25 protein-coding genes are annotated in these 26414 nt (G+C 66.8%); 10 read left to right on the plus strand and 15 right to left on the minus strand.

Annotation, left to right across the window (positions count from 1 at the left end):
- The first annotated feature begins 103 nt into the window (after nt 1-103).
- Nucleotides 104-766 carry a response regulator gene (locus IPM20_11355; GenBank protein MBK9132216.1) on the plus strand — a complete coding sequence of 221 codons (663 nt, stop codon included), beginning with the start codon at nt 104-106 and terminating at the stop codon, nt 764-766.
- Nucleotides 763-2130 (plus strand): sensor histidine kinase N-terminal domain-containing protein, encoded by a 1368-nt coding sequence (locus IPM20_11360; GenBank protein ID MBK9132217.1) that lies wholly within the window; start codon nt 763-765, stop codon nt 2128-2130. The genes IPM20_11355 and IPM20_11360 overlap by 4 nt, the downstream gene beginning before the upstream one ends.
- 57 nt (nt 2131-2187) lie before the next feature.
- Here the strand turns inward: IPM20_11360 and IPM20_11365 are convergent, their stop codons facing one another.
- Nucleotides 2188-2592 carry a hypothetical protein gene (locus tag IPM20_11365; protein ID MBK9132218.1) on the minus strand — a complete coding sequence of 135 codons (405 nt, stop codon included), beginning with the start codon at nt 2590-2592 and terminating at the stop codon, nt 2188-2190.
- Nucleotides 2593-2841: 249 nt separating this feature from the next.
- Between IPM20_11365 and purT the strand changes: the two genes are divergently transcribed.
- Together purT and IPM20_11375 are read left to right on the plus strand one after the other, a co-directional pair.
- Complete coding sequence (gene purT / locus IPM20_11370; GenBank protein ID MBK9132219.1) at nt 2842-4050, plus strand: formate-dependent phosphoribosylglycinamide formyltransferase; 1209 nt, start codon at nt 2842-2844, stop codon at nt 4048-4050.
- Between the two features lie 88 nt (nt 4051-4138).
- Nucleotides 4139-6121 carry a cation:proton antiporter gene (locus IPM20_11375; GenBank protein MBK9132220.1) on the plus strand — a complete coding sequence of 661 codons (1983 nt, stop codon included), beginning with the start codon at nt 4139-4141 and terminating at the stop codon, nt 6119-6121.
- Between the two features lie 6 nt (nt 6122-6127).
- On the opposite strand, the gene rnd is transcribed toward IPM20_11375, so the two are convergent.
- The 5 genes from rnd to IPM20_11400 all read right to left on the minus strand — a co-directional run bounded on the left by rnd (nt 6128) and on the right by IPM20_11400 (nt 12899).
- The gene (gene rnd, locus IPM20_11380) at nt 6128-7294 is read right to left on the minus strand and encodes a ribonuclease D (protein MBK9132221.1); all 1167 of its coding nucleotides are present in this window, start codon (nt 7292-7294) and stop codon (nt 6128-6130) included.
- Between the two features lie 33 nt (nt 7295-7327).
- Nucleotides 7328-7963: a class I SAM-dependent methyltransferase gene (locus IPM20_11385; protein ID MBK9132222.1), complete on the minus strand. Its 636-nt coding sequence runs from the start codon at nt 7961-7963 to the stop codon at nt 7328-7330.
- Between the two features lie 28 nt (nt 7964-7991).
- A complete protein-coding gene (locus tag IPM20_11390; protein MBK9132223.1) occupies nt 7992-8819 on the minus strand; it encodes a hypothetical protein in 828 nt (275 codons plus the stop codon).
- 35 nt (nt 8820-8854) lie between these two features.
- The gene (locus tag IPM20_11395; protein MBK9132224.1) at nt 8855-11836 is read right to left on the minus strand and encodes an insulinase family protein; all 2982 of its coding nucleotides are present in this window, start codon (nt 11834-11836) and stop codon (nt 8855-8857) included.
- A 163-nt stretch (nt 11837-11999) separates the two neighbouring features.
- Complete coding sequence (locus IPM20_11400) at nt 12000-12899, minus strand: HDOD domain-containing protein (GenBank protein MBK9132225.1); 900 nt, start codon at nt 12897-12899, stop codon at nt 12000-12002.
- Between the two features lie 149 nt (nt 12900-13048).
- Here IPM20_11400 and IPM20_11405 point away from each other — a divergent pair, with 149 nt between their 5' ends.
- The gene (locus IPM20_11405; protein MBK9132226.1) at nt 13049-13234 is read left to right on the plus strand and encodes a hypothetical protein; all 186 of its coding nucleotides are present in this window, start codon (nt 13049-13051) and stop codon (nt 13232-13234) included.
- Here IPM20_11405 and IPM20_11410 read toward each other — a convergent pair.
- The gene (locus tag IPM20_11410; GenBank protein ID MBK9132227.1) at nt 13231-13998 is read right to left on the minus strand and encodes a hypothetical protein; all 768 of its coding nucleotides are present in this window, start codon (nt 13996-13998) and stop codon (nt 13231-13233) included. The two genes, IPM20_11405 and IPM20_11410, sit on opposite strands and share 4 nt — an antisense overlap.
- Nucleotides 13999-14145: 147 nt before the next feature.
- Between IPM20_11410 and IPM20_11415 the strand changes: the two genes are divergently transcribed.
- Both IPM20_11415 and IPM20_11420 read left to right on the plus strand, forming a co-directional pair.
- Nucleotides 14146-14571, plus strand: a complete 426-nt coding sequence (locus IPM20_11415) for a rhodanese-like domain-containing protein (protein ID MBK9132228.1) — start codon at nt 14146-14148, stop codon at nt 14569-14571.
- A 7-nt stretch (nt 14572-14578) separates the two neighbouring features.
- Nucleotides 14579-15814, plus strand: a complete 1236-nt coding sequence (locus IPM20_11420; protein MBK9132229.1) for a L,D-transpeptidase family protein — start codon at nt 14579-14581, stop codon at nt 15812-15814.
- Nucleotides 15815-15841: 27 nt separating this feature from the next.
- Here the strand turns inward: IPM20_11420 and IPM20_11425 are convergent, their stop codons facing one another.
- Nucleotides 15842-16192 carry a hypothetical protein gene (locus IPM20_11425; protein ID MBK9132230.1) on the minus strand — a complete coding sequence of 117 codons (351 nt, stop codon included), beginning with the start codon at nt 16190-16192 and terminating at the stop codon, nt 15842-15844.
- 146 nt (nt 16193-16338) lie between these two features.
- Between IPM20_11425 and IPM20_11430 the strand changes: the two genes are divergently transcribed.
- On the plus strand, nt 16339-17244 hold the full coding sequence (locus IPM20_11430) for a VacJ family lipoprotein (protein ID MBK9132231.1): 906 nt from the start codon (nt 16339-16341) through the stop codon (nt 17242-17244).
- 12 nt (nt 17245-17256) lie between these two features.
- On the opposite strand, the gene IPM20_11435 is transcribed toward IPM20_11430, so the two are convergent.
- From IPM20_11435 to IPM20_11450, 4 genes are all read right to left on the minus strand, one after another.
- The gene (locus tag IPM20_11435; protein ID MBK9132232.1) at nt 17257-17796 is read right to left on the minus strand and encodes a disulfide bond formation protein B; all 540 of its coding nucleotides are present in this window, start codon (nt 17794-17796) and stop codon (nt 17257-17259) included.
- A 96-nt stretch (nt 17797-17892) separates the two neighbouring features.
- Nucleotides 17893-18267: a hypothetical protein gene (locus IPM20_11440; GenBank protein MBK9132233.1), complete on the minus strand. Its 375-nt coding sequence runs from the start codon at nt 18265-18267 to the stop codon at nt 17893-17895.
- 54 nt (nt 18268-18321) lie between these two features.
- Complete coding sequence (locus IPM20_11445; GenBank protein MBK9132234.1) at nt 18322-18630, minus strand: hypothetical protein; 309 nt, start codon at nt 18628-18630, stop codon at nt 18322-18324.
- 10 nt (nt 18631-18640) lie between these two features.
- Nucleotides 18641-19384, minus strand: coding sequence for a ferredoxin--NADP reductase (locus IPM20_11450; protein MBK9132235.1), 744 nt, complete (start codon nt 19382-19384; stop codon nt 18641-18643).
- A 280-nt stretch (nt 19385-19664) separates the two neighbouring features.
- Here IPM20_11450 and IPM20_11455 point away from each other — a divergent pair, with 280 nt between their 5' ends.
- A complete protein-coding gene (locus IPM20_11455) occupies nt 19665-20810 on the plus strand; it encodes an FAD-dependent oxidoreductase (GenBank protein MBK9132236.1) in 1146 nt (381 codons plus the stop codon).
- A 6-nt stretch (nt 20811-20816) separates the two neighbouring features.
- Here IPM20_11455 and IPM20_11460 read toward each other — a convergent pair whose 3' ends face one another.
- Nucleotides 20817-21548: a pentapeptide repeat-containing protein gene (locus tag IPM20_11460; protein MBK9132237.1), complete on the minus strand. Its 732-nt coding sequence runs from the start codon at nt 21546-21548 to the stop codon at nt 20817-20819.
- Nucleotides 21549-21957: 409 nt separating this feature from the next.
- Here IPM20_11460 and IPM20_11465 point away from each other — a divergent pair, with 409 nt between their 5' ends.
- The gene (locus tag IPM20_11465) at nt 21958-22680 is read left to right on the plus strand and encodes a pirin family protein (GenBank protein ID MBK9132238.1); all 723 of its coding nucleotides are present in this window, start codon (nt 21958-21960) and stop codon (nt 22678-22680) included.
- 13 nt (nt 22681-22693) lie between these two features.
- Here the strand turns inward: IPM20_11465 and IPM20_11470 are convergent, their stop codons facing one another.
- Both IPM20_11470 and IPM20_11475 read right to left on the minus strand, forming a co-directional pair.
- On the minus strand, nt 22694-23920 hold the full coding sequence (locus IPM20_11470; protein MBK9132239.1) for a TraB/GumN family protein: 1227 nt from the start codon (nt 23918-23920) through the stop codon (nt 22694-22696).
- Nucleotides 23921-24031: 111 nt separating this feature from the next.
- Nucleotides 24032-26362, minus strand: a complete 2331-nt coding sequence (locus IPM20_11475) for a nitric oxide reductase activation protein NorD (protein MBK9132240.1) — start codon at nt 26360-26362, stop codon at nt 24032-24034.
- Nucleotides 26363-26414: the final 52 nt, after the last annotated feature.

A 26414-nucleotide genomic window follows, 5' to 3' on the forward strand; every position in this document is an offset into this window, starting at 1 on the left:
TTGATCGTTAAGGGCGGCTTAAGCCCGATCTGTTCCAATTTCCCCCTGGGGACGATGTACAATCGGGGACGCGCGACGCCAGGTTGCGTGAGTATGGGGACGCATGCGCTTACTTCTCGTGGAAGACGATGAGCTGCTGGGCAACGGCTTGCAGGTCGGTTTGCAGCAAAGCGGCTATGCGGTGGATTGGGTCAAGGACGGACAGTCCGCCGAGCTCTTTCTGGGCGCCGGGACCTACGACCTGATGATTCTCGACATCGGTCTCCCCAAGCGATCCGGGCTGGAAGTCCTGAAATCGCTGCGTGGCGCGGGTGATCCCCTGCCCGTGCTGCTGCTGACCGCGCGCGATACCGTGGAAGACAAGGTCGCCGGGCTCGACAGTGGCGCCGACGATTATCTGGTCAAACCCTTCGATCTGGATGAGCTGGCCGCTCGCATCCGTGCCCTGCTGCGCCGGCGCAGCGGACGCAGCGAGCCGGTGATCCGTCACCGCGACATCGTCCTCGATCCCGCGTCCCATGCGGTCACGCACGCCGGTCGTCCGGTGGAGCTGGCGCCGCGCGAGTTCGCCGTGCTGCAGCAATTGCTCGAGAATCGCGGCCGGGTATTGTCGCGTGCCCAGCTGGAGCAGAACCTGTATTCCTGGAAGGACGAGGTAGACAGCAACGCGGTCGAGGTCCACATCCACCATCTGCGCAGGAAGCTGTGGCCCGAGCTGATCCGCACCATCCGCGGCGTCGGCTACGTCATCGACAAGGAAGCATGAATCCGTCCCTGCGTAACCGTCTGTTATTCACTCTTCTGCCCATCACGCTGGTGCTGTGGGCGATCGTGGGCATCGTCATCTATGCCGCCACCCAGAGCGAGGTGGACGAGCTGATCGATGCCCAGCTCGCGCAATCGGCGCGCCTGCTGCTGAATCTCATGGGACATGAGCTGGAAGAGGAAGAGATGAAGCCGGGGTACATGAGCGAGGACGACATCGCGGAGCAGTTCGCCGAGTTCTCTCACAAGTACGAGCAGCGTCTCGCCTTCCAGATGTGGATCCTGGCGGAGAATCGCATCTGGCTGCGCACCGACACCGCGCCGAGGTACCGCATGTCGGAGCGCAGTTCCGGCTTCGAGGACCGGACCATCGAAGGCGATCCCTGGCGCGTCTATGTTCTGACCGATCCCGCCGGCCGTCTCCAGGTGCAGGTTGGGGAAAGCTCCGCGCGACGGGAGGAGCTTCGCAACTATATCGCCTGGCGCGTGCTGATACCGATACTGCTGTTATTGCCCCTGCTTGCCGTCATGATCTGGTATAGCGTCGGCCGGGCGATGATGCCCTTGCGCAGGATTGCCGACGACGTCAAGAACCGGCGGCTGGATAACCTGCATCCGATCCCCGGCGTCGCGGTGCCGGTCGAGGCGAAGCCCCTGATCGATGCGCTCAACGCGCTGTTTCAGCGCCTGCACCAGGCTTTCGAGACCGAGCGCCGATTCACTGCCGATGCCGCCCACGAGCTGCGAACCCCGCTGGCCGCACTGAAGACCCAGGCCCAGGTCGCCCTGCGTGCGACTGCGGATGAGGAGCGTCGTCGGGCGCTACACCAGGTGATCACCGGCGTCGATCGGGCAACGCATCTGGCCCAGCAACTGCTCACACTGGCCCGTATCGACCCTACCCTGTGGGTCGGTCGCGACAAGGTGGATCTGGGCGATCTGGCCTCCGGGGTGCTGGCCGAGATCGCGCCGGTCGCGCTGGCCAAGGATATCGAGATCAGCCTGGATGCCGGTGTCGCTACTCCGGTCCAGGGTGATCGGGCAATGCTCGGCATCATGCTGCGCAATCTGGTCGATAATGCGATCAAATACACGCCGGCCGGTGGCAGGGTCGAGGTGCGTGTCGAACGGCGCGGATCCGCCACCGTGCTCAGCGTGGCCGACAGCGGTCCGGGGATACCGCCGGAGGAGCGAACCCGCGTGTTCGAACGATTCTATCGTCAGATCGGCGCCAGCGCGCCGGGGAGCGGTCTCGGTCTTTCCATCGTCAAGCGCATCACCGACCTGCATCAGGCGGAGGTGCGGCTGGAAACCGCGGAACTGGGTGGTGTGCGTGTCGAGGTGATCTTCGACGGTTCAGCCTGAAGTCCGGGGCCGGCCAGCTTCGTGCCGGTGCGCATGGCGCTTGCGCCGGCCTCGGGGCTAGTCGTCCGGACGCAGGGCGCGGACGCGGGAAGGCGACGCCGGGGTGCGCTTGGCCAGCCGTTTCTGCAGCTCCTTCATCGCGGTGGCCAGCACGCTCTCGCCGATGAGTTCGGCATTGATGTGATAGTAATGCAGCAAGCAGGGGACCACCTCGTGGATCGCCTGCCGCGCCGCCGGCCTGAAGTCGGTCCAGGCGATGACCGGCAGATCGTACAGGGTGCGATCCACGCATACCCAGGCCTCCTTGTCCACCAGCAGATCCATCCCGCGCAGTCCGGCGAGCGGCAGGCGCAAAGGACCTTTCAGGCGACGCAGGCCAAGCAGTACCTGATTGTAGCGGCGGCCGTCGACGACTGCGTCCTGCGTCTTCAGCTTGGGGACTTCGTCGATTCGTGATTTCATCGCGGATGCTTGCTTGTAGGGCTGCGGCTCGTAGCGTTGTTACCATGTTAGCGGCATGGGGGCCGGCTTCTGAAGCGGGCGGGGCCCCCGTTTTCCCGCCGGTTTCCGGCCCGAATGTACCATAATTCGGGCGCCCGTTCCGGCGCGAAACCCCGGCGGCGTATTCATTCCACCGACCCGTTGTGAGAGAATCAGGCGGGTTTATGAGAGAGCCTTGAAGCATATCACGGGATCCGGGGCGCATTCGTAATGACGTATCGTTTGGGCACGCCGCTGTCCCCGTCCGCCTTGCGGGTGATGCTGCTCGGCAGCGGTGAGCTCGGCAAGGAGGTCATCATCGCTCTGCAGCGACTCGGCGTGGAGGTGATCGCCGTCGACCGGTATCCCGGTGCGCCCGGACATCAGGTGGCGCATCGGTCGCACGTGATCGACATGACCGATGCGCGCGCGTTGCGCGCCCTCGTCGAACAGGAACGTCCCCACCTGGTCGTGCCCGAGATCGAGGCGATCGCCACCCCGGCGTTGCTCGACATCGAGTCCGAGGGACTCGCGGAGGTCATTCCCACGGCGCGCGCGGCCCATCTCACCATGAACCGGGAGGGCATCCGCCGGCTCGCGGCGGAGGAACTCGACCTGCCTGTCTCGCGCTACGCCTTCGCCGACGGACTCGACGAGCTGCGCCGTGCGATCGAGGACGGCGTCGGCTATCCCTGCATCGTCAAGCCGGTGATGTCGTCCTCCGGCAAGGGGCAATCCACCGTCGGTGACGCCGGTGATGTCGCCGCGGCGTGGGATTATGCCCAGAGCGGCGGGCGCGTCCGGCAGGGCCGCGTCATCGTCGAGGAGATGATCGACTTCGATTTCGAGATCACCCAGCTCACCGTGCGCGCGGTGGGCGCCGGCGGGGCTGTCGAGACCTTTTTCTGCGAGCCGATCGGTCACCTGCAGCAGCGCGGAGACTATATTGAGAGCTGGCAGCCGCAGCCCATGTCGGCGCTGGCGCTGGAGCGTGCCCGCGCGATCGCCGGTGCGGTCACCGCCAGCCTGGGCGGCCGCGGTATTTTCGGCGTGGAGCTGTTCGTCAAAGGGGACCAGGTCTGGTTCAGCGAGGTCAGTCCGCGCCCGCACGATACCGGTATGGTGACCATGGCCACGCAGCGCCAGAGTGAGTTCGATCTGCATGCGCGCGCGATCCTGGGCCTTCCAGTGGATGCCAGCCTGCTCTGTCCCGGGGCGAGCGCAGTCATCTACGGCGGGGCCGACGCGGTCGGCATTGCCTTCGACGGGATCGGCGAAGCCATGAGCGTGCCCGGGACCGACCTGCGCCTGTTCGGCAAACCGGAGGCCTATACGCGCCGCCGGATGGGAGTTGCACTCGCGCATGGCGGTGATGTGGACGACGCGCGCCGGCGCGCGCGCCTGGCCGCTTCCCGGGTGCGGCCAGTGATTCCTGCTTGAACGGACGGGACTTGCGGCCCGCCCGGGGGTACGCGGAACGCGCCCTGTCCTTCACCCCGATCGTCCAGCGCCGGGCGGAGCGGCGGCGATGAAGCCCGGCGTGCTCGAATCGGTCCTGGTGCTGCTCGTCGTATCCGTTCTCACCGTTTCCGTCTTTCGTCGCTTCAGGCTGCCGGCGATCCTCGCCTATCTGTGCGTCGGCGTCATGGTCGGACCGCACGGTCTGGCCTGGGTGCAGGACAGCGAGGCGACACGCCTGTTCGCCGAATACGGGGTGGTGTTCCTGCTGTTCACCGTGGGACTGGAGTTTTCGCTCCCGCGCCTGCTTGCCATGCGGCACGCGGTGCTGGGCCTGGGCAGCGCGCAGGTCGTACTGACAACCCTGGCGGCCGGTGGCGCGGCCTGGGCGCTGGGCCTGTCCAAGGCCGCCGCCTTCGTCGTGGGTGGTGCGGTCGCGATGTCATCCACCGCGATCGTGATCAAGCAGCTCACTGAGCGGCTCGAGCTGAATTCACGTCATGGCGGATTGTCGGTAGGTATCCTGCTGTTCCAGGATCTCGCCGTGATCCCGTTTCTGATCCTCATCCCCGTGCTGGCCGGAGGTGATCAGGATGCGGTGGTGTGGGAGTTGTTGTGGGCGCTGGTGAAAGGCATCGTGGTGGTGGTGCTGATGCTCGCGGCCGGGCACTGGTTGCTGCGTCCGCTGTTCCACGAGATCGCCTCCTCCCGATCTTCCGAGCTGTTCACGCTCACGGCCCTGTTGATGGCGCTGGCCGCCGCCTGGTTCACGCATTTCGCCGGGCTGTCGCTCGCGCTGGGCGCCTTTCTCGCCGGCATGATGCTCGGTGAGACCGAGTTCAGGCACCAGGTGGAGGCAGATATCCGTCCGTTCCGCGACGTGCTGCTTGGCCTGTTCTTCATCACCATCGGCATGCTGCTCGAACTTTCCGTTCTGCCTGGCATCCTGCACTGGACGGTGCTGGTCCTGGTCTGCATCGTTGTCGTCAAGCTGGCCGTCGTCGTGGTGCTGGCGCGAATCACGGGAGCGGAACCGGGCGTGGCGGTGCGCACCGGTATTGCCCTCGCGCAGGGCGGCGAGTTCGGACTGGTGCTGCTGTCTCTCGCCCTGGGCGCGCGCCTGCTTGATCATCACAATGCCCAGATCATTCTGGCGGCCGTGATCCTCAGCATGGCGCTGAGCCCGCTGATGATCAGTTACAACGGGGTGATCGCGAAGCGTCTCTTCGCCGGGAGTTATCTGCGCCAGCGCGAGCAGATTCTGCACGAGGTCGCGCAGGACGCGAGCGGTCTCAAGGGACACGTCATCATCTGTGGTTACGGGCGCATCGGACAGAACATCGCCCGCCTGCTGGCCAAGGAGGGTTTCGAACACATCGCGCTCGATCTCGATCCGGTGCGGGTACGTGACGCGCGCACCGCCGGCGAGCGCGTCTTCTACGGCGATTCGACCCATCAGGAGATGCTGGAGGCGGCCGGGATCGCGCGTGCCCGCGCGCTGGTGGCGAGTTTCGACGACGTGGCCGCGACCCTGAAGATCCTGCCGCAGGCGCGGCGCCTGCGGCCCGATATCCCGATCCTGGTGCGTACCCGCGACGATACCGATCTGGAACGCCTGCAGCACGCGGGTGCGACTGAGGTCGTGCCGGAGACGCTGGAGGCGAGCCTGATGTTGTCCTCTCACCTGCTGTTGCTGCTCAATGTGCCGGTATCGCGCGTGCTGCGTGAGGTGAAGGAGGTTCGTGACGGGCGTTATCGGCTGTTGCGTGAATACTTCCACGGCCAGGAAGACACTGAGGCCGGGCCGGAAACGGACGGTGGCGCGCGACGCCTGCAGATCGTCAAGCTTGAAGCCGGCGCCCACGCCGTTGCGCGGACGCTGGGCGAGATCCGGCTGGGGATGCTCGGCGTCGAGGTGACCGCGCTGTTGCGCGACGGCATTCGCAGAGAGGCGCCGGAACCGCTGACGCAACTGCGCGCGGGGGATACCCTGGTGCTGTTCGGTACGGCCGGCGCGATCGAGGCGGCGGAGGCGCGTCTGCTGCGCGGCTGAAACGCCTCAGACAGGCGCCGGATCGAAGCGGGCCGTGCCGTTCTCGATGCGCGGAATGAGTTGCCCCGCCATGAGTTGCAGCAGGCCGTCTCCGATCAGGTCTTTCTTCCAGCCCTGCAGGATTTCCCCGTCCCGCTCGCCGAGGATGAGGCGGGCCAGATCGTCGCGCGATGCCAGCATGCCCGGGTTGATCGCATGCTCCGCCCCGCGCACGCGGACGAGCGCCATCATGATATCGGCGAGCGCTTCCTGGCGCGGATCGAGCGGACCCGCGCGATCCGCGGGGGGCGCATCCGTCCCGGAGGCAGGAACGGCCTTGGCCTGGCGAACCCGCGCGAGGATCTCCCCGCCGTATTCCTGCGCGGTCTGGCGCTTGACCGAACGCAGGCTGGCGAGCTGTTCCGCATCGACGGGTCCCATGCGCGCAATGTCGATCAGCGCTTCGTCCGGCAGTATCCAGCCGCGTGGCCGATCCTCCGTCCGGGCGCGCTCCTCGCGCCAGGCCGCCAAGGCCTTCAGTATCTCCAGCCGCCGGCCCGAGAGTCTGCCGGCCGCGCGGATCCGGCGCCACGCCAGCTCGGGCGGGGTGTGATAGCGCGCCGGATCGGACAAGGTGGCAAACTGGTCCTGCAGCCAGGCGAGGCGACCGCGCTGTTCCAGTTCCGCCCGCAGCTTCAGGAACAGCGGGCCGAGGTAGCGCACATCGTCGAGCGCATAATCGATTTGCGCCGATGCGAGGGGGCGGCGCGACCAGTCAGTGCGCGTGTGGGATTTCGCCAGTGCTTTCCCCAGCAGTTCCTGCACCAGGCTGGCATAGCTCGCCTGGCTCGGCAGGCCGAGCAGCGGTGCCGCGAGTTGGGTATCGAATACCGGGCCCGGCAGCCGGCCGTGGTCGTGATAGAAAATTTCCATGTCCTGGCCGCAGGCGTGAAACACCTTGATGACGGCGGGATCGAACAGGATTTCCATGAGCGCATCGAGGCGGGTGATCGCGAGCGGATCGATGCAGGCGATGGTGTCATCGGTGGCGAGCTGAAGCAGACACAGGCGCGGATAATAGGTGCTCTCCCGGATGAACTCGGTATCGAGCGCGAGCCAGGGCTTCCCGCTGATGCGTCCGCACAGTTCTTTCAGCGCCTCTGCGCTGTCCACGTAATAGATCTTCTGGTCCATGAGGTCGTTTCCGGTTGGGTGGGGGCGGCGGGTTCAGGCGGGTGCCGCCTGCATTTTCCATACGGTGGCGAGAAACGGCTGCTGCGCGCGTGGCAGTCCGGGCGGGCGGTAGAAATGCTCGAGCTCCGTGAAGCCGGCATCGCCCAGGTAGCGGCGCCATTGTACGAGATCGTGATAGCAGCCGTAACGCTCCCCCTGCCAGCCTTCCTGATTGTCGCCATGAGGGTTGGAGCTGAACAGTACTCCGTGCGTGCGCAGGGAACGGCGCAGTTCCGACAGCACGCGCGGCAGCTCCTGTGCGGGGACATGGAACAGCGACGCGTTGGCGAACACCCCGTCGTAGGCGTCCGCTGGCAGGTCCAGCCGCAGCAAATCCTGGCATAGCACCTCACAGCCGGACAACCGGCGCGCGAGTGCGCACATGCGCGGCGCCCCTTCCAGTCCGGTCGGCTGGTGTCCGAGACTCCGGAAGGCGATCAGGTCGCGGCCGGGGCCGCAGCCGAGATCGAGCAGGCGCAGCGGCGGCGCCGAGCGGATGTGCCGCAGCAGCGCGGCGCGGTTCTGGCTGACATCGTGATCGCGGGTGCCTTCCCAGAATTGTTCGGCCCGTCCATCGTAATGACCCAGTGTGCGGCGGGAGATTTCGGCAAGCTGGTCAGCCCTCAGCATGGGCCCGCCCCGCCGTGCGGGAACCGCGTCATGGCGTCGGGACGGGCGGTTCCGTCCCAGGGTCGCCCCGGCCTTCGATTTCCTCGATGCGTTCCTGGATGCGGCGTTGTCGTTCCGCCACCTCCGCCGCGTCCGGATCACCGCTGTCCGTGCGTTCGAGCACCTCCGCGCGGGTGAGTACCGGGAAATCCGCCGGCAATGCGAGCAGCGCGGGCTGAGCCGGGGCATCGAGCCGGATCCGCACGATTTCATGAGTCGTCTTGCCGTCGTGATCGGTGCTGCGCAGGGGTATGCCGAGTTGCGGGTAATGATCGTCGATCAGATCGTCCGCGATGTCGCATAGCCGATCCGGCTCTGTCAGCAGGGTCAGGATGCGGTGATCGCGGTCCTCGGATGCGGCGGCCATCAGCTCGATGAAGCGGCGGATGCCGGGCTCGGCCAGGGGCGCGATGGCGAGATATTCATCGCGGCAATGCGTGCCCTCGACCATGACCCGGTAGCGCCGGGTCGGGTAGCCGGCGATAGCGGGACCGGCGCCGGCGTCATCGAATCTCACCTGCGGCTCGGTGATGCCGCCCGCGGTCGTGCGCGCGTGTTCAGAACGCTGGGGCCGGGGCGAGGCGAGGTCCATGGCGAAGCCGTCGTGCGCATTGACCGCGAGCACGCGGCGCGCCGCCAGATCGAGCAACATGTAAAGATCCGCGTCCTGTCCGTCGATCCTGGCCATGTCCGCGCCGATCGTGACGCGACTGGTCCGCCCGGCGGCGTCCGCGCCCTCGATGACGATATCGCCCTGCGCCGTCGTGCAGACCGCGCAGGCAAGGGCAATGGATAGCGGGAGCTGGGGGTTGCGCATCGAGCCTCCGGGAGGGATCTGCCGTGACAGCGGGCTTACAGCGGCAGGATCTCCATGCCGAGGTCGCCGCCCCGTCGCTGCGCGACGCCGGCGCTGCTGATGACCGCCACGCTGGCCCGTTCCGGTTTGAGGTAGGTTTCCCCGACCCGGCGCAGATCGTCCAGCGTGACCCGGGTCACGCGCATGCGGTAACGCTGGCGCTGCGCCGGGGTGCGTCCATAGAGATTGCTGTGGAAGGCCGACTTGGCCTCGCCGGCGGGCGAGCCCGGTTTGTCGATCGCGCCAACCACACCGAGGATCGCCTCTTCCAGCTGACGCGGCTCATGGCGCGTGTCCAGCAGCCAGTCGATCGCGCGGTCGAAATCCTGCAGCGTTTCCTCCAGGCGCGGATCGCGGTAGGAGTAGAACCGGAAGGCGGCGATGTCGGGGTCATGGCCGGCGCCACCGCCGTAGGCCCCGCCCTGTTCGCGCACCGCGCGGTGCAGGAAGCCGTTGCGCAGGAAACCGCCCAGGACTTCGAGCGCGGCGGCGTCCGCGTGCTCGATCGGCACCGTCGGGTAGGCCTTGGCGCAGAAATTCACCTCGGTGCTGGTGGTCCAGAGCTGTCGCACCGAACGGCGCACCGGGGGGCGTGTGAATGATACGGCACCGGCCGCCGTGGGTGCCGCGGGCGCGCCGTTCCAGACGGTCTCCAGATCGCGCCGCAGCTGATCGTGGCGCTCGCGTTCGCCGATCAGGACGAACTGGCGCGGCGCGCGCAGGATGAGCCCGTGAATGCGGGCGAGTCGCGCGGCGAAGCGCTCGAGTTCCTCCGCCGAATCGAGCGAGTCGTCGAGCCGTTTCAGCGCGCGTATACCGGCCAGTCCGCGCAGACGGTGATTGATGTCCGCGCCCGGGCTCATGCCGCTGGCGGCGGCGCCCATGGCGAGCGAGTGGCCGCGCCCGGTGACCCCCTGTTCCATGCGCGCCCGTTCCTGCGCGATGATCTCGCGCAGGCGACCGAGTTCGTCGAAATGGACGGTCTCGAGCGTCTCGCGCATGAGCGCGCTGAACTCGGCGTGCCGGCTGGCGAGGGCCTTGCCGGAAAGGATGAAATGGGCGCGGATGTCCTGTACGTCGTCGATGCGTCCGCGCAGGCTGGTGTAGGCGTTGATGTCACCGCACACCTGCGACTGCCGCAGCTGGGTCGCGAGGTAGTCGCGGCCGCCGCAGCCGAGTTCGGACAGCGCGCGCGTGTAATAGGGCAGACAGGCGAGCAGTTCGTCATCCAGTTGTGGCAGTTCGATCACCAGCTGCTGGTATACCAGTCCGTTCGTGCCCTGGGGATAGAAGGTCGTTTCCCATCGACCAACCGGCTCGCGCGCACCCTCCGGGATGTAAAGGTCGGCGGGGATGTCGTCGAGCCCGACCTTGGGCAGGATCGCCGGGTCGTCGTGGCGTGCCTGGCGCTGCTGCAGCTCGGCGGCGCGCGCGACGATACGCCGCTGTTCTTCGGTTGAAAGCGCGGCGCGGACCGCGTCAAGTCGCGCCGCTTCCGCGGCAGCGCGGCGGGCGCTCAGTCCGGCGTCGGGCTTCATGGTCAGGCGCACGCGATGCGGATTGTCGAGCAACAGGGCGCGCACCTGTCGTTTGATGAAGTCGGGGTCGCGGATTTCCGCCCGCAGACGTTCCAGCACCGGGTCGAGGTTGAGCACCGCGATGGGATCGCCGCGGTGGATAGCGGTCGGCAGCGCACCCAGGATCAGTTGCAGGCCGTAGGGATAGGAATCGCCGCCGATCTCGCGCTGATGCAGCTCGAGCTGATGCAGCGCGGCGTCGACCATTTCCTGCGGCACGCCGCGCTCGGCGACGTCGCGCAGCACGCCGAGGATCAACGCCTCCACCTCGGCGGCGTGTTCCGGCCGGCTGCCCTCGAGTCCGCACACGAAGGCCATCTCCCGGTTGGAATCCTCGAGCCCGCACAGGGGCGAGGGCGCGCTGCCGAGCTTCGTGGTTTCGAGCGCGTGGCGCAGCGGCGAGGCGCCGTTGTCGAGCAGGATGTTGGACAGCAGGTGGGCCTTGAGCAGGTCCTCCAGTTCGGTGCTGCGGCCGAGCAGCCAGCCCAGCACGATGTGCGTCTTGTTGGCCCCGGTATCGTCGTCCTCCAGCGCATAGCTGTCCTCGGCCGTGATCGGCCGGTCAAGGCGGGATTCGTCCGCTACGGCGATGACATCGTCGAGACGCTGGAATCGCGCGAGCGCGCGTTCCTCGAAACGGGCCTGGTGTTCGTGCGCCGGGATGTTGCCGTAGGTCAGGAACACCGCGTTGGAGGGGTGATAGTGCGTGCGGTAGAACTCTTTCAGCTGGGCATAATTCAGCTCGGGGATATGTTCCGGATCGCCGCCGCTGTTGTAGTGATAGGTGGTGGTCGGATAGAGGCGCTGGCTGAGGCCCTGCCACAGTGCGCTGACGGGAGAGCTCATCGCCCCCTTCATCTCGTTGTAGACCACGCCTTTGTAGACCAGACGGCTGTTTGGGTCGGCGGCATCCTCGAACTCGACGCGGTGGCCTTCCTGCGCGAAATCCAGCTCGTCCAGTCGCGCGAAGAAGGCGGCATCCAGGTAGACATCGAGCAGGTTGTTGAAATCCTTTCGGTTCTGGCTGGCGAAGGGGTAGGCCGTCCAGTCGCTGCTGGTGAAGGCGTTCATGAAGGTGTTGAGCGAACGCCGGATCATCATGAAGAAGGGGTCGCGCACCGGATAGCGCTCGCTGCCGCACAGCGCGGTATGCTCGAGGATATGCGCCACCCCGGTTGAATCCATCGGAACCGTGCGGAAGGCGACCAGAAAGACGTTCTCGGGATTCTCCGCGCTCAGATGGTAGTGGCGGGCCCCGGTGCGCCGGTGTTCATATTCCTCCACCGTCAGGTTGAGCGATTCGATGCGCTCGCTGCGGATCCAGGTGAACGTCTCGTGGGCCCGGGCGGATGCTCCCGCGTCCGCGGGGGCGCGGTGCTGGGCCGGCGTTGCAATCTTCATGTGTCTTTCCGATTTCCGCTGCTGATCAAGGGCATTCTACGTGTTCGCGCCGGCCTGCGCCAATGCGCGTCAGCCGGGGGTGAGTGATTGATATTGGGGGAGAAATGCCCGAATGCAAGCGTGGTGGCCAGTTGCAACCACGCGGCGAACGGCCCGGGGCGGTTCAGAAACCCAGGACGTTGACGGCTTCCCGGTACTGTTCCCGGGTTTCCTCACTGATCATGTCGAGCAGGTCGGGGGTGGGGGAGAGGCCGGTGGTTTCCCACACGTCGGCGTCAATGAACAGCTCCGTCGAAGGTTCGCCGCTGAAGGCGCCCTGCTCGCCGTGATTGGCCAGCGCGTCGGCGATATGCAGGATCGCCGCTTCCAGGCGTCCGTGTCCGGCGGCGGCCGGTTCGTGATGGTGGCGCACCGCCTGCTGCAGGGCGCCCGGCAGATGCCATTGGTCGAGCATGATACCGCCGAGTTCCGCATGGGTGAACCCCAGGGCCTTGCACTCGGTTCGATACAGGACGGCCTCGTTGCCGTGCGCGGCCAGGACCAGATCGCGTGCCGTCTCGGGCACCCGGTTGTAAATCAGCAGGCTGCCAATGTCGTGCAGCAGGCCGGCGACGAACAGCCGTTCCGGATGGAGCACCCCGCAGCGCCGGGCCAGCATGCGTGCGATGATGCCGCAGGAGATGCTGTGGCGCCAGAACGTGTCGATATTCACGACGAAGCTCGGGATACGCGAGAACGACTTGACCGCCGCTACCGCGATCACGAGATTGTACAGCTCGCTGATGCCGACCACGGTGATGGCGCGGGATACGGTATCGATGCGGCGTGAGAACTGGTAGAACGAGCTGTTGACCAGGCGCAGCAGGCGGGCGGTCAGGCTCGGATCGCAACCGATGATCTCTCCCAGTTTCTGCGCGGTGGCCGTGTTCGATTCGACCAGTTCGAAGACCCGGATGCAGATATCCGGCGGGGAGACCAGACTGGAGACATCCTGGACCCAGCGCAGCGCGGTATCCCGCGTCGTTTCGATCCGGTCAGTGGCGGTGTGCGCATTTGCTTTCATGGTCGGTTATGTACAGATCCGGTGACGGATAATCTTGTCCCCTTGTTAGCGCCCGCTCCGGACAATTGTTGAGTCGCCAGGGGGGCAGATGACAGCGTGCTAGACTCGGCATGCCCGTGATGGCGGGAGGAAAGGATGGTATGGGCTCGATGACGTGGTGGCAGCAGGTGGTGCTGGCGGGTGTGGTTCTGCTGGTGTTGTGGTGGACCCTGCCCGGGGTGAAGGCGGCCCTGGCACGGAGCCGTCAGGCGGAGCGGCGGGACTGGCGCGGTGTCCTGCTGCCGGTTGGCGTCGTCGTGATCTTCGTGCTGCTGCTGATCGCGCTGGTGCGCTAATCGATCCAGCCGATCTCCCGCGCCGTGGCGGGACCGACCACTACCAAGGGCAATCCGGGCGGGGTTTCCGCGCGGTTCGGCGCGAGCGGCGTGCGCCCTCCCATGATCTCGGCGCGAGTCTGCGGGTAGCGCGGTTCCCGCTCCGGTTCCGCATAACCGTCCGGATAGCGCGGGAGGTTGGTGGCCGGATCGTACTTGTCGCTGGCGCCCAGCGTGTGCAGCAGCTCATGGGCGATGATGACGTTGTTCTGCGCGTTCATCATGCGGGTGGCGAAGGCCTTGATCAGACCGAGGGCGCCCTTGGAGAGGCCGACGGAATGGTCCAGGCGCGGAAAGCGCTGGGGATCGTAATACTGCACGAACAGGCGCACCTGCGGCGCCGGACCCGGATTGTCGTCCGTCGTCCATGCCCAGTAACGCAGGCGCAGGCTCCACAGCATGATCTGCGGTACCTGGCGCTTCTGTGGCAGTTCCGGCGGCATGGAGGCGGGCTCCGACCCCAGGACGATTTCCACCGGCCGTGACCGGTCGCGGCCGTAGCGGCCGATTTCACGGCGGAAGAATTCCTCGATGGGGCGGAAGGTGTCCGCCTGCAGCCCGGCAATGTACTGTGCGGTCGCCGGACTCCGATCGGCGTTGATCGGATAGATCGCAACCCGCAGCGGCTGCTCCCAGGCGGTGATGTCCCGCTGCGAGAACCAGGTGTTCAGCGCGACCAGCAGCAGGATCAGGCTGAGCAGTGCTATGCGTAATCGTTTTGCCATCGAATGCCTGTATGGCCGGAATGCGCGGATGTGGCGCGAACGCCGTCTTCATATAGCGACCATGGCGATGGAATATTGACAGCCGGTGCCGGCTTCGGGCGGCCATCACGGCCGTGATATAGTGGCCCCGACGTCAGGAGGTGAATCATGCGCGCAAACTTCACGCCGGCCGTGCGGGCCGGAATTCTGCTGTTTACCCTGTGCGGGTCCGTGGCAGCGGTTCCGGCCGCGCAGTTCGAGGATGTCACGCGGGAAGAGCTGCGGGCGCAGCTCGACGGTCCCGCGCCCCCGCTGGTGCTTGATGTGCGCACGCCGGAAGAGTACGCGGCGGGCCATGTCCCCGGGGCCGTGAACCTGCCGCACGATCAGGCCGCCGCGCGCATCGAGGAACTGCGCTCCCATCAGGGTCAGACGATCGTGCTGTACTGCAAGTCGGGCCGGCGCGCCGGGATTGCCGCGGAGGTGCTGGCGCAGGCGGGTTACGGTCCACTGCGCCATCTGGCCGGCGACATGCCGGGATGGATTGACGCAGGTCTGCCGGTCGAGAAGACTGCGCCGGATTCGCCGCATTGATTCCGCGGTGACTCACGGACGAGAGGCGGCGGTCGGTCGCGCCGTACCCATGCGGTTGCGCCGGGCGGCGCTGCTCCTGACGGGTCTGGTCCTGTGCGGATCATCCGCGGGCGCTGGCTTCGTCCTGCCCGCGCCCGGGATGGACGTGGTCGGCGAAATCGGCAGCGCAATCGTCGCCGAGGGCGAGACCCTGCTCGATATCGCCCGCGCGCATGATCTCGGTTACAACGAGATTACGGCCGCCAATCCCGGCGTGGATCCCTGGCTGCCGCCGCCGGGCAGTACCGTCGTCCTGCCGACGCGATTCGTGTTGCCCGCCGCGCCGCGCCGCGGGATCATTGTCAATCTCGCCGAAATGCGACTCTATTATTATCCGGAGCAGGCCGGAGCCCCGCCGGAGGTGCTGACCTTTCCGATCGGCATCGGACAGGAGGGCTGGGGCACGCCACTTGGGGTCACTGAGGTCATCAGCAAGATCAAGGATCCGTCGTGGACCGTGCCGGTATCGATCCGGGAGGAACACGAACGCATGGGCGATCCTCTGCCGGGGATCGTGCCGCCCGGCCCGGACAATCCGCTTGGGGCCTATGCCCTCCGGCTCGGCATGAGCAGTTATCTGATCCACGGCACCAACAAACCGTATGGTATCGGGCGGCGCGCCAGTCATGGTTGTATGCGGCTGTATCCGGAGGACATCGAGACGCTGTTCCAGCGCGTGACCTTGTCCACGCCGGTGTGGATTATCGACCAGCCCTACAAGCTGGGGCGCAATGGTGCGGAGCTCGTGCTCGAAGCGCATGCACCGGTCGCCGATCCTGACCATCCGCCGGCGGACTACTTCAGTCCCCTGTTCTCTGCGGCCGCGGCGGTCAGCGCCGCGGGCGATCACGATCGCCTGCGCGATCGAGTCGCCGAAATCGTGAGGCGGGAATCGGGTATGCCCGAGGCGGTGGCGGAATTGGCGGCGACCCAAACCGCTCAGACACAGGGCTGGATGCTGCAGCTCGGGGCCTTCGCCCAGCGCGGCAATGCCGCACGGCTGGCGGAAGAACTGCGGCTCCAGGGCGCCACGGTAACGGTATCCGCCAATCTCAGTGACGGCTACTGCCACGTCCTGGTCGGTCCTTACTCCGGCCGGGAGGGGGCGCTGGCGGCATTGGAAGAGATCAGACAGGCCACCGGTTACACCGGCAGCGTCGTCGCGGCGGACCGCCCCGGCGCGCTGGCCGAGTGCCGGCCCTGAAGCGCGCGGGGCGGACGGATGTCCGGATTACTTGCTGACCGCCTTGGTGAACATACGCTCGGCCTTGACCTCGGCGCGCTCGGCCGCGTCGCGGGCGGCGGCGGCGTCTTCCTGGGCCTTGTTGGCCACGGCTGCGGCCTGGGACGCGTTGTCGAGCGCGTTGTGGGCCGTGGCGTTGGCATTGGCCGCCTCGCTGCGCGCCTTCTTCGCGGTGTCGAGCGCTTCCTGGGCGACGCCCATGGACTCATCGGCGCTGCGTTGCGCCGCCGCTACCGCGTCGGACAGGCGCTGCAGCTCCGCCGAATTGGTCGCGCAACCGCCGAGTCCGAGCAGGATCACACCCGGCAGGATGACAGCAAGGGATCTGCGAATAGTCATGTGAGTGAACCTCCTTTTCAATCGCGCCTACGGTTTGAGACGCTAAGGTAATGGATTGCGCACCGTTTGTCACGAGCGCGCGCTATTCCGGCCCGATACTTGCGCGGTGCGGGATACCCTTGGCCACTACCATTCGGACGGGCGCGATGTCACACTGCGCGGAATCGCCCGGGCCATCGGGGCGCATCGACCGCGGTGACGGGTTTGGCGATTCACTGGAAGGCGTGATCAACGGGATGTTGTCAGACGAAAACAGGCGCGGTTTGGGGTTCGGCAAGGCGAGTGTCTTGCCCGCGATGCAATGGCGATCACTCGGGGTGATGCTGTGTCTGTGCGCCGCCTTGCTGCATGGGCGGGCCGATGGCGCGGAACCTGTGGCCACCGACGGCACCGTTTCCGATGATGCAGGGGACTTCTACGACGATGCATATGAAGACGACGGCGAGATCATCGCGGATCCGCTGGAGCCATTGAACCGGGCCATCTTCGTCTTCAATGACAAGCTGTATTTCTACGTGCTCAAGCCGACGGCGCGCGCCTACCGCGTGTTGCCCCAGGGCGTTCGTGTGTCGGTGTCGAATTTCTTCTCCAATCTCGCCGCGCCGATTCGCATGGTGAACGCGCTGTTCCAGTTCAAACTGCTCGATGCCGGCGGCGAGCTGTTGAGATTCGGCGTCAACACCACCGTCGGGCTCGGCGGGCTGTTCGATCCCGCGCAAAAATATCTGGGACTGCGGGAAAAGGATGAGGATTTCGGGCAGACCCTCGGCAGTTACGGCATCGGCCAGGGGTTCTACCTGGTGTTGCCGGGGCTTGGTTCGAGCAGCGCGCGTGATGGAATCGGCCGTCTGGTCGACGGTTATTATTTCGATCCGGTCGTGATCGTGCCCGACGAGACCTCGGAAGTCGTGGCCCTGAAGGCGCTCGACATGGTGAATTTCATTTCGCTCGACAAGGATACCTACGAGATCATCAAGCGCGAGTCGCTGGATCCCTATACCTTCATCAAGAATGCCTATGCACAGAGCCGCGCGGGCAAGGTCGAGCGGTAAGCCGGCGTCTTCTCAACGCAGACGCGCGCCGAAGCGCAGCCCGCCGGGGGCGGGGAAGCGGTAGACCAACAGCGTCAGTGCCAGCGCGCCGAATCCGATGAAGGCCACCAGCGTCCAGCCCGGTATGCTCAAGCCGAGCAGGGTCCAATCGAGGGCGGCGCAATCGCCCGAGCCGCGCAGGATGATGGCGAACGCCTTGGAGAGGGGAAAGGTGTCCAATATGTAATCCATCCCGGGGCCGCAGGGCGGTACCTCCTCCGGCGGCAGATGTTGCAGCCAGATGTGACGTCCCGCCACACCGGCGCCGGCGGCGGCGATGACCAGGCAGACGGCGGCGTAGACGCGGCGTCCGAGGACGGCGGGATTGTGCAAGGCCGCGATCAGGAATACCGTGCCGAGCAATATGACGGCCACCCGCTGCAGGATGCACAGGGGACAGGGTTCCAGGCCCTCGACGTATTGCAGCACGAGCGCTGCCGTCATCAGGCCGACGCAGGCCGCGAAGCCGAGCAGATTGAGGACGCGGGGCGTGAGCAGGGACGTGAGCTTCATGGCGTATTCCGGATCGGCCTTTTCGGGTCTGGTGGGTGGCTGTCGTCGCGACGGATGCTCCGGCAGGGGTGTCCTTGCCTGTCCGCAGTGAAATCTTCAGGCATAGATGTCGTCATCGAGCACCGTGCCGGCGGGCGGACCGCCGTCCGTGTCCGTGCCGCGCCGGGGCGTCCGGCGATCCTCGCCCCGGCGCGCCGAGCGGCGCCGGTTGCCGACCGGGTTGCGCGTATCGAGCAGGACGGCCTCGCGCCGGCGCCGGCGCTCCTGCGTGCGCCGCTCGGGGCCGCGCAGCGACCGTGACTGGCGCGCGCCGTCGCGGGCCCGAGGGGGATCTTCCCGCTGTTCCGGGACGGCGCGCGGTGCGGGCTTGGGTGCACTGCGGCGCAGTTTGTCGACCGGCGCCGTGTCGGCGCGCTGCAGGCGCCGGCGCACATTGCCGTCGTCGTCACGCGGCGGGGTGATCGATGTCATACGGCGCGTTCCCGGGCATCCGTCGATTGTAACGCAATCTTCCCTGCCCGCGGATCAATCGTCCTCCATCAGCGGCGTCCAGCCGAGCGAACGCGCGCGCGCGATGGCGGCGCCGTGGATATGCTCGTGGCGTTGCGCCAGCTCCGGCGGCAGTCGGCTGGCCAGATGCCCGTAGGGTTCCCACGCGGTGTAGACCTGATCGTAAAGCTGCTGCATCTGCGCGGGTGTCCAGCCGACGCAGGTCTCCTGCTCGGGCAGCAGACCGAAGACCCAGGCGTCGCGAATGAGCGTCCCGGCCGGCGTCATGCCGCCGAAATTATCCTGGTCGATTCCGACGTACCTGTCTGCGCGCGGTGGTTTCATCTGTCTTGGCCTACCAGTAGTTTTCGGTTGTGATCTGTCCGGAGTCCGTGCGGCGGTTCTTCTTCAGGCCACGCTCCTCGAGCACCGCAGTGGTATCGCGCACCATGTCGGGGTTGCCGCAGATCATGACCTGACAGGTGGTAGCCGTGAGCGCGATACCCGCGCGCCGCTCCAGGCGGCCGTCGCGGAGGGCGTCCGGGATGCGCCCGCGCAAGGCGAAATCGGTTTCTTCGCGGCTGACGAACGGGATATAGACGAACTGTTCTGCGTAATTACCGGTGAAACGCGCGATCTCGTTCTGATAGGTAAGCTCGCCTGCCGTTCGTACGCCGTGTACCAGGATGACCCTGCTGAAGCGGCGCCAGGGTTCCCCGGTCTTGAGCTGGGACAGAAAGACGCCGAGCGCCGTACCGCTGGCGAACAGCCACAGGTGGCGCGCGTCGGGCACGGACGCGAGTGTGAAGAAACCGCCGGCGCGCGTGCCCACCCAGATCGGGTCGCCGACCTGCAGCTGGCGCAGACGGTCGGTGAGCGGGCCGTGCGGGATGGTGATGAAATAGAACTCGAGCGGACGCTCGTCCGGGGCGTTGACATAGGAATAGGGACGGCCGACCCGTTCGCCGTCGATATCGAGCGCGAGCCGGGTGAACTGGCCCGCGCGGAACGGTTCGACGGCGGCATCGATGCGGAGAGAATACAGTTCGTCGGTCCAGTGGTGTTTGCCGACCACGTGTCCTTGGATCCAATGACTCATGTTGTCTGCTTTCAGCTTGCGGATGTTTGATGATGGCCGCCGCGCGGGCGGGCCGGACCTGCCGCTTCCGCGTTTCCGCCGCCCGCCATGCCGTAACGGCGGGCGAACGTGTCCGGGGTGGAGCGCCGGGAAACCGGATATACTGACGATCTCGAAAGGCCGTGACGCGCGGCTGACGGCCAAGTATAACATCTAAACCACGGGCATGAAGGCAATGCGGCCACAGCGAACAGCGGGATACGGGACGCCATCCCGCCGGAATGCGGCCGGGTAGCCGGTGGTGAACCCTGTCATCATCGTCGGCACGGGGCTCGCCGGGTACTCCCTTGCGCGGGAATTCAGGAAGCTCGACGCCGCGACGCCCGTGACCATGTTCACGCGTGACGGCGGCGAATTCTATTCCAAGCCGATGCTTTCCAACGCGCTCGCCCATGACATGAGTCCCGCCCGGCTTGCCAGCGCGGATGCCGCCCGTATGGCCGAGCAGCTCAACGTGACGATTCGCGCCGGTGCCGAGGTCGCCGCCGTCGACATCGCCAATGGCCTGCTTCAGGTCGACGGTGCGTCGGTTCCGTATTCCAGGCTGGTGCTCGCGCTCGGTGCGCGGCAGCTGGCGCTGCCCGCCGAGGGCGACGGTGTCGCTGCCGTGCTCACGGTGAACTCATTGATGGACTATGCCCGCTATCGTGCCGCTGTCGCGGAGGCCGGGCATGTCGCCGTCATCGGTCCCGGCCTGATCGGCTGCGAGTTCGCCGATGATCTGCGCAGCATCGGCAAACGGGTGACGGTCATCGGGCCGGACGCGATCCCGCTCGGGCGCCTGTTGCCGCCGCGGGCGGGGGCCGCGTTCCGCGCCGCGCTCGAGGCGGCTGGCGTGGTCTGGCGATTGGGGACCACGGTGCGCTCGATCACGCGCCGGGACGGTGCCTGTTCGATCGCGCTCACCGACGGCACGGTGCTGGAGGCGGACGTGGTGCTCTCGGCGATCGGCTTGCGCCCGGAGACCGCTCTTGCCGCGGCGGCCGGTCTGGCGGTGCGCCGCGGCATTGTGGTCGATCGCTACCTGCAGACCAGTGCCGCGGGCGTGTACGCCCTCGGGGATTGCGCGGAGGTCGAGGGGCATGTGCTGCCCTTCGTGATGCCGATCATGCATGGTGCCCGCGCGCTCGCACGCACCCTGGGCGGCGACCCCGCGCCGGTCGTCTATCCGGCGATGCCGGTGCAGGTCAAGACGCCGTCCTGTCCGGCCGTGGTGTCGCCCGCTCCGTCCGACGCGGCAGGGGAGTGGCGGGAGGATAGCGTCGAAGGTGGAGTGCGGGCACGGTTTCTCGCGCCCGACGGTGCCTTGCTCGGTTTCGCCCTCATCGGCTCGGCGGTCGCCGAGAAGCAAACGCTGATCGCGCAGTTGCCGCCCGTGCTCGCCTGAACGCGTTCAGCGGCATTCGCTCACCGATCCGGGGCGACAGCGGCGCCGGTTGGTCCATTGCGCATCGTCGAGCACCGCATCTTCGAAACGCGCCTTGGAGATTTCCGCGTTGACGAGACTGGCCCGGGAGAGATCCGCTCCGCTCAGGTCGGCGCCCAGCAGATTGGCCTTCTCCAGGTTCGCGCCCCGCAGCACGGCCTTGCCCAGCTTCGTCTCCTCAAGGGAGGCCTGCTCAAGCGTGGCATCGGAGAGGTCCGCCGCAGCCAGATCCGCGCCGCTGAGATCGGCCTGGCTCAGATTGGCCTTCTGCAACTGGGCGCCACGCAGGGTCGCGTCGCGCAGATCCGCCTGGTAGAAGGAACTCGCGCGCAGCCGGCTGCCGTCGAGGTTGGCGCCGGTCAGGATCGCGCGATCGAAGGAGCTCCCGTCGAGGATGGCGTCCCCGAGATCCGCCCCGCCCAGGTTCGCGCTGACGAAGCGGGCCTTGTCCAGGCGGGCGTCATCGAGCTGCGCCGCGCGCAGGTCGGCGAAGTTGAACTCGGCGCCGGACAGACGGGCCCGGCTCAATTTGGCGCCTTCCAGGTTGCTGCGTGTGAGGATGGCACCGCGCAGATCGGTATCGCTGAGATCGGCCCCTTTCTTGTCGCAATTGATCCATATCACGTCACGGGCGGGCGGATCGTCACAGGCGGCCAGGACCGGCGCTGCGGGATTCAACAGCAGGAGCAGGAGTCCCATGTGGGGCGTCAGTGTTTTCATCGGTCACCGAATTCAGAGTTTGATCATGTGGATAGCAGGGCCGAGCGGGGCGATTGCGCCCCGGTGTTGTGCTTGCGCCGGGATCCGTCGGCTTGCGGAGCGACCGCGATTTGCAGTGAAATTCGCTGTCAACCCGGGGCAAAGCGTGGATAATAAGCCACGATATCACAGCGCCACAGTTGACGGAGGTTACCATGGAAACGATCCCGTATCTTGCGGGGTGGGCACCGGTTGCGGATGAGGCAAGCCGAATCCTCGCCGGTACTTGCGCGTCGGGAGTGTGCCACGTATGAGCTGGGAGGGCAGACCGGAAGGGACGAGTGGGGGCCAGGGCGGCGCGCCCTCTGCGCCTGGCCCGCGTGCCGGGGGCACGCCTGCCGCGGTGCCGATGACGGTCCGGCGCGCGGTCGAGATGAAGGAAGGTGCGGGCGTGGATGTGCGGCGCCTGATGCCGGTGCCGGATTGGCACAATTACGATCCCTTCGTCTTCTGGGATCATTTCGTCATCAACCCGGAGACCGGGTTTCCCGAGCATTCCCACCGCGGCTTCGAGGCGATCACCTACGTCTTCGCGGGCGCGCTGCGCCATGAAGACAATCTGGGCAATCGTTCGACGGTGATCGCCGGCGGCGCCCAGCGTTTCACCGCCGGACAGGGCATCACGCATTCAGAGCAGCCGGTGGGTCGCGGGACGATCCGCGGCATCCAGTTGTGGATCAATCTGCCACAGCGCCTGAAGGGGATCGCGCCGGATTACCAGCAGGTCGATGTGGACGCCCTCCCGGTGCATCGTTTCACGGGCGGTCACGCGGTCGAGATCGCCGGCAAGGGTTCTCCGCTGCGGCTCCACACACCCGTCGAATACCTTGCCGTGCATCTCGATCCCGGCGCCGTTCATCGCGCCCCGGTGCCGGCGGGCTATCGCGGCTTCATCTATGTCGTGGAGGGCGCCGCCGCCGTCAACGGCCGCGGACTCGATGTCGGAGAGGCCTGTTTCATGGCGGATCCCGGCAGCGTCCATGTGGAAGGGTGGCAGGAAAGCCTGCTCATGTTCTGTTTCGGCCGCCCTCACGGGGAACCGATCCGGCAGAACGGTCCCTACGTGGACTGAGCCGCGGCGGCGGTCAGTGCTGCGCGAGCTGGCGCAGGATCAGCGCGCCGGCGAGATACGTCCCCGAGGCGGCGCCGATCGAACTGAACAGGAACACCAGCAGGGTGCGCGCGACGCGATTGTGCCACCACCCCTTCAGGCGGGATACGTCCGCGCGCAGGCGCGAGAAATCGCCGATGCTGGGTCGCCGCAGCCAGGCCTCGACCGCCGCCGTGATCATGCCGACGCCGATCAGCGGATTCAGCGTCGTCAGTGGGGCGGCGAGAAACGCACTGCCGACGGTCAACAGATGTCCGCCCGCGAGCAGTGTACCGAGCGCCGCCAGGCCGCCGGTGATCAGGATCCAGTCGGTGACCATGCCCCAGCCGATGGCGGAATCCTGGGTGAAACCCACGGCGAAGCCCCCGAGGATCAGCGCGACGATGAGCCATGAGATCAGCGCCGGCCAGCGGCTGGGCGCGGGCGGGGTGTCGAGCTGTTCGATCAGGCTCGAAAGTCCCGCCGCAGGCGGGTGCTGGAGGTATTCGTCCAGATACCGCCGGATGCCCTTCAGGTGGCCGGCGCCGACCACGGCCAGCAGGTTGCGGTGGCCGCCGGCCGCGCCGGCCAGTCGTGCGGCCATGTAACGGTCGCGCTCATCGATCAATCCGATATAGAGGCCTTGCGCCTGTTCGGCGAACTGGGTGAAGGCGGACTCGAGCATGTCGCCTTCCTTCAGGCGCTCGATTTCCGCTTCGGTGACCTTGCGTTGCACGAGTACGCTGGCGACGAGGCCGGACAGCAGATGAATGCGCTGCCACCAGGAGACGCTGTGATAGCAGCGTTTGAGCGTCACCGCGATCTCGCGGTCGATGAGCAACACCGGCAGGTGGTGCTCACGCGCGCAGTCGATCGCCATGCGCATTTCCGCGCCCGGGGTAATGCCGAGCTGCTCCGCCATGCGCTGCTGGAAGGCGCCGAGCGCCAGATTCGCCGCGACCATCAGGACCTTGCCGCGGCGGATCACCTCGAACAGGTCCATCTTGGCCAGGGCGTCCGGATTGACGATGGCATTGTGCCGGCTCGGGCACAGCTCGATCGCGACAGCGTCGTAGGCCCCGCTCGCGATCAGCTCGCGCACGGCGTCCGCGCTGGCCCGCGAGACGTGCGCGGTGCCGAGCAGGGTGAGGCGGCACCCGTCGTGTTCGATGGTGTGCAGAGGTTCGCCGTCCGCGGCGGCGCGGGTCTCGGTCGGGTTCATGCTGATCCAGTCTGCGGTGGATTGACGGTGGCGCGGGGCTGTCGGGTCGGAGCGGCGGCAGCGAAACGGCCTCAGTCTAGCAACAAACCGCGCCGGGTGACAGCCTCGTGCTCAACCGGTCAGGCTGGCGAACAGGGCGGGGAGCTGTTCGGGCAGGCGCTGCACGTGGTCGATCACCGTGTAATTGCCGGCGCCGAAGATGCGGCGCACGTACCCGTCCGCCTGCGGGTCGAGCGAGAGGCAGTAGGTGACGATGCCGCGGGTGTGCAGTTCCTCGACCGCCTTCTTGGCGTCGTAGCGCAGGTACTGCGGATCGCGCTCGTCGATGTCGGCAGGTTCACCGTCGGTCACCAGCAGCAGGAGCTTGCGGCGCTGCGGCTGATGCAGCAGGTGTTGTCCCGCGTGGCGCAGCGCCGTGCCCATGCGGGTCGACAGTCCGCCGCGCATGCCGGCCAGGCGCGCCTTGGCTGTATCGTCGAACGGCTGCTTGAAATCCTTGACGCGGAAATAGCGCACGTCGTGGCGGCCGTCGGAGGCGAAGCCGTGCACCGCGTAGGGGTCGCCGATGCCCTCGATGGCGGTGGCCACCAGAGCGCAGGCCTCACGTGTCAGCGCCAGCACCGTTTTGTCGGCGCCGGTCACCGTCTCATTGGTCGACTCCGACAGGTCGAGCAGCAGCAGCACGCACAGGTCGCGCGTGTTGAGCACGTTGCGCAGCGTGATGCGCGGATCGGGCGACAGGCCGAGGCGGAGATTCACCATCGCTTCGACCGCCGCGTTGACGTCGATCTCGTCGCCGTCCTCCAGCTTGCGCTGGCGGACGACCCCGGCGGGACGCAGCAGGTCGACGATCTGGCGGATGCGCGCGGCGATCGGCCGGTGTTCGCGCAGGATGCGTTCGATTTCGGCCGGATCGCCGGCGGGGGCGCGGCGTTCATAGACCGTCGCCCAGTTCGGGCGGTGCAACTGGACCTGATAGTCCCATTCCTGGTAGTGGAAGGGATCGGAGACCGGTTCGCGGCCCTCGATCTGGTTCATGCTCACGCCTTCGGGGTCGCCATCGCGGAAGAATTCAGTCGCCAGCGCCCAGATCTCCTGCGCGTCGTCGCCCGCCAGCTCGCAGTCGACCTCGTTCACCATGTCCATCACCGAGACCTTGCGCCGCACCTGGCGCGTCGCGGCGGCGAGGGTGTCGGCCTCGGTCCAGGCGAACTCCTCGAAACTCCAGCTGTAGCGGTTGTCATCGCGATAGGGGATGCGGATGCCCTGCAGGATGCGCAGCGCGGGAACGGCGCGGCGCGTGGCGAACAGATGGAACAGCTCGAGCCCGATTTCCCAGGCCAGGCCGGTATCGCTTCGGCGCGCCTCGATCCCGGCGTGGAAACGCGCCGCCAGCGCGTCGAGTTCCGCATCGCCGCAGCGCGCGTCGCCGTCGAGCAGGCACAGCGCGAGGCGCTCCAGCAGGCCGAGCGCGGGGTGTTCAGCGGGCTCGTCGGCCTTCAGCGCATGCAGCGCGCGCCACAGCCTGAACAGGCCGGGGAACTCGCGCACCGCGCAGTATTCCACGCGCGCGTCCTCGACCAGGCCAATGAAGAACATCTGCGCTGGACTGAGCTGTTCCGCGCTCAGCGGGCGGTCGGTGTAGCAGATGTGCGCCGCCATGTGCGCGGCGATCGCGCGGTAGAGTTCGAGTCCGCCGACGCCGGCGAGGTCGTCGACCGCATCCGGAAGATGCAGCGTGCGGGCCTCGATGTAGGGGCGGAAGTCGGCGTGGTCGGCCGCCGTCGGACGCAGCTGGAAGTCGCGCGCCCACAGTGCGCGCAGGTAGAAATTGAGCTTACGCTGGCTGTCGATGAAGAGCGTGCCGCGGCGCTCCTGCTGCAGAACGGCGCGGCTGTCCTCGGTCGCCAGGCTGAAGTAGTTCACCAGCTTGTTGAGATCCTGCCGGTAGGCGTGCGCGCCGAAGTTGGCCCAGCGCCGCAGCCCGCTCAGCGTCAGCTTGGACAGCAGCTCGTCGATGTGGCCGAGCAGCGGGCGCAACCCGCGCGGCGCCTTGGCCGACATCTGGTGGAGCAGGTTGAGATAGCTGCGCAGCAGTTCGGGATCGCCCAGCCGCTGCGCCGCCATCGGCAGGCTGGCGAACAGCAGTGCGATGACTTCGCCCGAGGTCATCGACGATAGCTTGAGCGCGGCATGGACGCAGTCCGGAATGATGTCCTCGCCGCATTCCTGCACCACCGCCGGCATTTCCTCCAGATAGGAGACGATGAGGTCGTTGCCGCGGCCAAGACCGGCCAGGCCGCGCGCGCCGTCGAGATAGTTCTTGAGTCCCGCGGGAGACATGACGCGCGCCGCTTCCGGGAAGATAGCGTCGAGGGCGGTCGCCAGCGCGGGCGCCGCCTGCGCGAATCCCGCGCGGTATTCGTCGAGGTTGAAGCTCATGGCGGTGCCTTGCTGAGCTTGCGCCGCGCCGATGACGGCTTACGTTCCGGGC

The sequence above is a fragment of the Gammaproteobacteria bacterium genome, assembly GCA_016716465.1.
Lineage (GTDB): Bacteria > Pseudomonadota > Gammaproteobacteria > SZUA-140 > SZUA-140 > JADJWH01.